The sequence below is a fragment of the Bacteroidales bacterium genome (genome assembly GCA_014860585.1).
In the GTDB taxonomy this organism is placed as follows: domain Bacteria; phylum Bacteroidota; class Bacteroidia; order Bacteroidales; family 4484-276; genus RZYY01.
On record JACZJL010000118.1, the window covers coordinates 1 to 5,553 of the forward strand.

Annotated in this window: 4 protein-coding genes; all 4 read right to left on the reverse strand. The window is 47.5% G+C overall.

All coding sequences use genetic code 11. The features are described from left to right. Positions 1-167, reverse strand: a 167-nt coding sequence (locus IH598_12820) for a hypothetical protein (GenBank protein MBE0639393.1), incomplete at its 3' end; no start/stop codon positions are given. 518 nt (positions 168-685) lie between these two features. Further along, positions 686-2,056: a T9SS type A sorting domain-containing protein gene (locus tag IH598_12825; protein ID MBE0639394.1), complete on the reverse strand. Its 1,371-nt coding sequence runs from the start codon at positions 2,054-2,056 to the stop codon at positions 686-688. Positions 2,057-2,113: 57 nt separating this feature from the next. Next, positions 2,114-4,450 (reverse strand): hypothetical protein, encoded by a 2,337-nt coding sequence (locus tag IH598_12830; GenBank protein ID MBE0639395.1) that lies wholly within the window; start codon positions 4,448-4,450, stop codon positions 2,114-2,116. A gap of 115 nt (positions 4,451-4,565) precedes the next feature. Then, on the reverse strand, positions 4,566-5,553 hold a 988-nt coding region (locus tag IH598_12835; GenBank protein ID MBE0639396.1), incomplete at its 5' end, for a DUF1566 domain-containing protein.

Below are 5,553 nucleotides of genomic sequence, written 5' to 3' on the forward strand. Positions count from 1 at the left end.
ACAATAGCGCCGGAGAGATTGCCGGCATTGATGTCGTCAAAAGCGAGCTTAAGGGTGGCATAGTCTGCACCGATGGTACCGACGGTTTTTGTGGTTTGGGCATTGACTGTTACCATGTTGATCAACAGCATCAGACATGCCAGAGAGATTTGATTAAATGTTTTCATTTCGTTGATTGATATTTAATTGATTACTAATTGCATTTCCCTGAAGGATCTGTTTTGAAAATTTTCGGTTTTGAATTTTTTTCCTTGATCCCCTAACCTGGATAAACCAGAAATTACTCCAAAGGAGTCCTGCGGACAAAATTCAATAAACAAATCTCAAATAAAACTCAATGTACAAAGGATCAAAAATCCAAACAGTGAAAGCGGCCCTGTCTGCCTGACTGCGTCATGAAGGGTGACCCAGTCAGGCAGGAATGAATGTGGAACAGTTTGGTAATTGAATTTTTCAAATTTCGTATTTATTTGTCTTTTGACATTTGTCTTTTTCCTATGGATGCCTTCGGCAGAAAATTCTGCCAAAAAAAGCAAGAAATTGGAAAATAATATACTAAATGGTGTAAAACATCGAAAATCAGGCTTCCGGAAATTCTTCCGGGAAACCGGAAGGGACGGCCAAGCCTGATTTTCAACCTGTCTGTATCAAATAAGACTCTTGACACCACATCAACTTGTTTAACCTATTGAATGACAATTTTTTTGATAATCATTTCCTTTTCCCATCTGATTTTCAAAATGTAAATCCCCGGTTTCAGGTCATCAACGGCCAGTTGGTTGGTGGTGTTGGTGATGGGAATGGTTTTGACCAGTCTTCCTTCGGCTGAAAGGAGGGATGCACTCCGGAATTCCATGAATGATTGTGCTGCGGGAAACAAGCCGTCGGTGGAGGTCCCAACGACGATGTTCAGTACATCATTTGCAGGATTGGGATAAACAAGAATCGATTCAGGAGCTTCCGACGAATCGATGATTTCGGTGGTGGCGAGTTCGGTTCCTGTTTTCAGGGAACCGTCTGCTACCACATGATCGAGCCATGCTTTGGAAGTGCGCGATGCCAGCACACTTTCGGTAAATATACCGGCCAGGATGCAATCGCCCATGTAAATTGTGCCGGAATAGCGTTGTTGCCAGGTGGTTCCGTTATAAGAGGTGAACACCTTGAAATTGTTACCGTTACGCTGGATCTTCATCCACCGGACCATCTGGGCCACCTGGCTTAAATTACGCATGGATTTATTGGTGGTTGTCCGATAACCAATAATCACATTGGGGTTGTAAAGCCTTGTTTTGAACAAAATGGTTTTTGCTCCGGGGGTAGTATTTTCGCGCATCATCACGCCGCCCCAGCCGCCGTTTTCCACTTCATCGAGGTGTGCAATCACCGTTGCCTGGGTAGAACAAAGCTCCTGGTAAACAAAATGGAACACATCGCTGGTTGTCGTGCTCTTGCCTGTGGCTGTAAGCAGGAACGTGCCGTCGTTGTTGCAGGGGGCATACACCGAAGTGCCATTGGCGCTGGCATGGGTGTTGGCTGCCAGCCAGGGATTGGGTATTTCAAAGTAATCATTCGCCGAATGAATGGTGATCGTTACCGGGTTACTTTCCACGGTGCCGACGCCGCTTTTATCAATAGCCAGCATCCTGAACAGTGTAGTTTCGATGGGCGGATCAGGTGTGTAGGTGGCGCCCGTTGCACCGGCAATATTTTGCCAGTTACCGCCAACCAGCTGCTGCCATTGGTAAGCCAGTTCACCTTCCGCATGTTCATTGACTGAGATCAGTGTTTCAATCTCGGTGTTGGGGCACATTTCCTGGTCTGCCGAAACGGAGTTGGTCAACTCGTTTTGCTGGGCAAAAATAAAACCCTCTCTGGTCTGGTAATTTGTACCCAGGGCGCCGACAGAAAGTGGCTGCCCGAAAGTGCCGAAATGGTTGTAACCTGCGCTTTGCGATGCGCCTCCTCCTGATGAAAACACGGAGGTTTTGAGCGTCTGTGCCTGGAGCAGCCAGGGCATAAGAAGTATCAAAGTAAAGACTGGTATATTTTTCATGATTTTCTATTTTTATATCCTATTTGTATTATACTTATTTTTAGTCAGATAACTCTCTTAAAACGACCTAATGGCACGCACATGGAAAGTGTTATTTTTTGGGGAACTGCTCTGATCGCCGTTACCCATGAAGTATTGGCACCATGCATGATCGTACGAGGCCTCGGACGAACTCCAATAGGAGGTGTAAATAGGAAAACCGCCAACGATGTCTTTTTGCAAAAACAATAAATTCAATTCATATTTTGAAGGCAGGTACCAGTCACCATAGGTAATCCCGTCAACCGTCACGGAATAATTTGCACAAACTCTTGCGGCAAAATAACCAATTTGGTTATCTGCTATTTGTGAAGCAATGATCAATGTTGTGTTCATTTCGCCGGTATTCAGTCCGTCTCCGGAAGTTCCGGTAATTTTATATACACCGTTCCACCAGTAGTAGTTTGTTCCATCACCTATGTCGGTTGTAGCTGCTATTAATCCATGGTATCCGCCATCATATACATAAAATACAATGCCGCCACCATAACTTTCTCCAATGGTATGAGTCTTCAATCCATCCAGCTTGGTTTTGTCGGCAGCACTCATGCTTCCGGCAGTGGAGGTGGTTGCCGGATTGATAGATATTTCCGGGGCCGTTCCGCCTGTTGAAACGATGGGCAGTGTTCCGGTTACTCCTGTAACTGTCCCATTGGTAGGAGTTGCCCAACTTGTCCCGCCGCTACCGTTGGAAGTAAGCACTTGTCCGTTGTTGCCCCTGCCGGTTGGGAAGGCAATACTGGTGTTGGTTCCGTTACCGTTGATGGTCAATGAGCCGCCGATGGTGGTGTTGGCATTTTTCAGAATGGTCAGGGCATTGCTTCTGGCTACATTTGAAGTTCCGTTGCCCACCAGAAACAGCCTGTCGCTGGCATCCCAGCCGGTGGTACTTACGGGCGTGTAATCGATATTATACTGTCCTAAAACGGTTTCATAGGCCGAGGGGGCACTTAGGTAATCCCCAAAAGCTTTGGAGGAATATCCGGAGGCAACAGCATTCCAACCTATCGCTATGGATAGCATACCACTGGCATTATTAACAGTTCCGATAGTAATGGAATTCTGACCTGTGGCATAATTGGTTGTTCCAATCGCTACAGAATTGCTCCCGCTTGCAGTATTATCAAACCCTCCAGGGATTATTGCATAAGAACCGCTGGCTACTTTCGTGGCATCGAATCTGCCCATTTGCAGATCCACTGCACGCATCCCCCTGATGTTGCCCCCGGCTGCCGTTCCATCAGGCTGGTCGGCAAGAATGGCGCCTAGTCCCTGTGGAGCAAGTACCAGATCGACATCCGGAAAAGCATTGACTGCTTGTAGCTTAACAATCATTTTCGGAAAGAACCATGTATTACTCTCTTCAAAATTGGCCAGTTTGGAGTTTTGCCAGGTGGCATTTCCATTTCCATCCGTGGTTAGTACCTGTCCGCCTGCACCTCCGCTGCCTGCAGGTTTAATGTTTACCGTTCCGCCGGAAACTGAAAGCCCGTTGCTGGCCGATAAGGAAGTAAATGCTCCGGTGGCCGGGGTTGTGGAGCCTATTGCCCCTGGTGCAGCCCAGTTTATCCTGGCGTTGTCAAAAGTTCCTGAAGTGATTTTTGAAGTACTCAGGTTGCCGATATAGGTTTCATCTATAACCGCTCCATTCCAGGTTCCGGATGTGATAGTTCCGACTGTAGAGATGTTTGCGCTGCCTGCCCATGTTGAAATGGCTGTGTTCTCGACGTTTCCCAGATTGACATCGGATTTGGTCAGGGTAACTGCACCAGTCATCCCGTTCACCGAGGTGACGGGAGGAGCGGGTAACGCAGTCCAGGCGCCAATGCCGGTGGCATCGGAAGATAGTACCTTCCCCAGCCCTGCAACGGTCGTAAGCTTGATGGTCTCCGATTCGAGGGTGGTGAATTTCCCGGTATTGGGGGTGGTTTTTCCTATTTCACCGGGGCTTTCCCAACCGGCAGCGCTCAGATCGTTGCTGATCAGCGCAAAGGGAACGTTGGTGATTTCCGTTCGCGGGAGCGTTTCCGTTCCCACTTTTACTTCGAGCCAGGGGGTAAAGCCTTCGAACATTTCGGCGGCGAAGGCCATATCGTCGGCAATTCCGGTCCCTAATTGTACTGAGTAAAGACCGTTAAGGACGTTAACAACTTTGGCCACAACGCCCGTGGTGGGCCAAAGCTGGTTTCCGTCAGTTTCAGCATCGAACATGGCAAAGGTCATGGCCACGTTGTTTTGGTTGATGGCATTACCGCTGTTGTCCAGCAGTTTGCCCTGCCAGGTGATGGCGGTTGGCTGAGCTAATAAATTAAAGCTCAAAGCCAGGAAAACCAGAAGAATTCCAATTGTTTTCATCTTTGAATAATTTTAAATTTATAAATTGAGCTCATTTTTAATTGTTTAATCCTGTTTTTAAATCATTTCCTAAAGATTTTAATGGATAAATGGTTAACCTTTGGCAGGCTCAGGTCTAAAAAGCCCTGACCGCCCTAACACGAGCGCCGTAGTTCTTACTGAGCTTGGCCTGGTCGCCACTGCTGAAGCCCTGTCCCCATGGGTTGGTGCTACTGTACTCCGAAGAGCTCCAATAGTAGGCGGGAGCAAAACCACCAATGGCTGTTTTATTCTCGTACAATTTATTCAATTCATCCTTGCTGGGTAGATACCAGTCAGAGTAACCGTTTAGCACAAGGTCATTGCAGATTTGGGCAGCTATACTTGCTGTGCTGCAACCCGCCACAATGTCCAGCGTGTTCTGTGCGCCTGTTCCCAAAGCAGTCCCATCGGCGCCGGATATGGTTGTGCCATAACATCCCCAGGGTGCAGATGCACTTTGGTCCATTGGCGCAGCAATCAGTCCGTGCCTGACATTGGCATCATAACCGGGGTCGCCGGGTTGGATAAAATAGGCAATTTTCCCTCCCTGGTAGTAATCACCGATGTTCAAATGATTAAGAATATCATAATCATAAACCCACAACGGACTTCCATTTGAAAAAATCATGGTTTGTCCGTTTTGTCCGGCAGCCACCGTTACCCAGGCTGTTCCATTCCAGTATTGCATCTGGCCGGGAGCTGTGCCGGGTTCAACTGCATTAGCCCAATCAGTAGAACCATCTGCATTGGTTTTCATAAACTGTCCGTTTGTCCCTCTGTTTCCCGGTAAGGTGATGCTTGCATCGGTTCCATTGGCATTGATGGTCAGTGAGCCGCCAATGGTGGTGTTGGCATTTTTCAGGATGGTAAGGGCGTTGCTTCTTGATCCACCATCAGTACCATTGCCAATAACAAAAAGGCGATCATTGTTATGCCATTGCATAGTGCTTTCAGGTATATACTCTGTATTAAAAAATCCTATTGCAGTTTCAAATGCTGACGGAGCAACAGTCAAACCGCCCAATGCCGTTGAAGTTCGGCCGGATGCAGTTGTATAGTCTCCCATTGCAAGTGAAGAATAC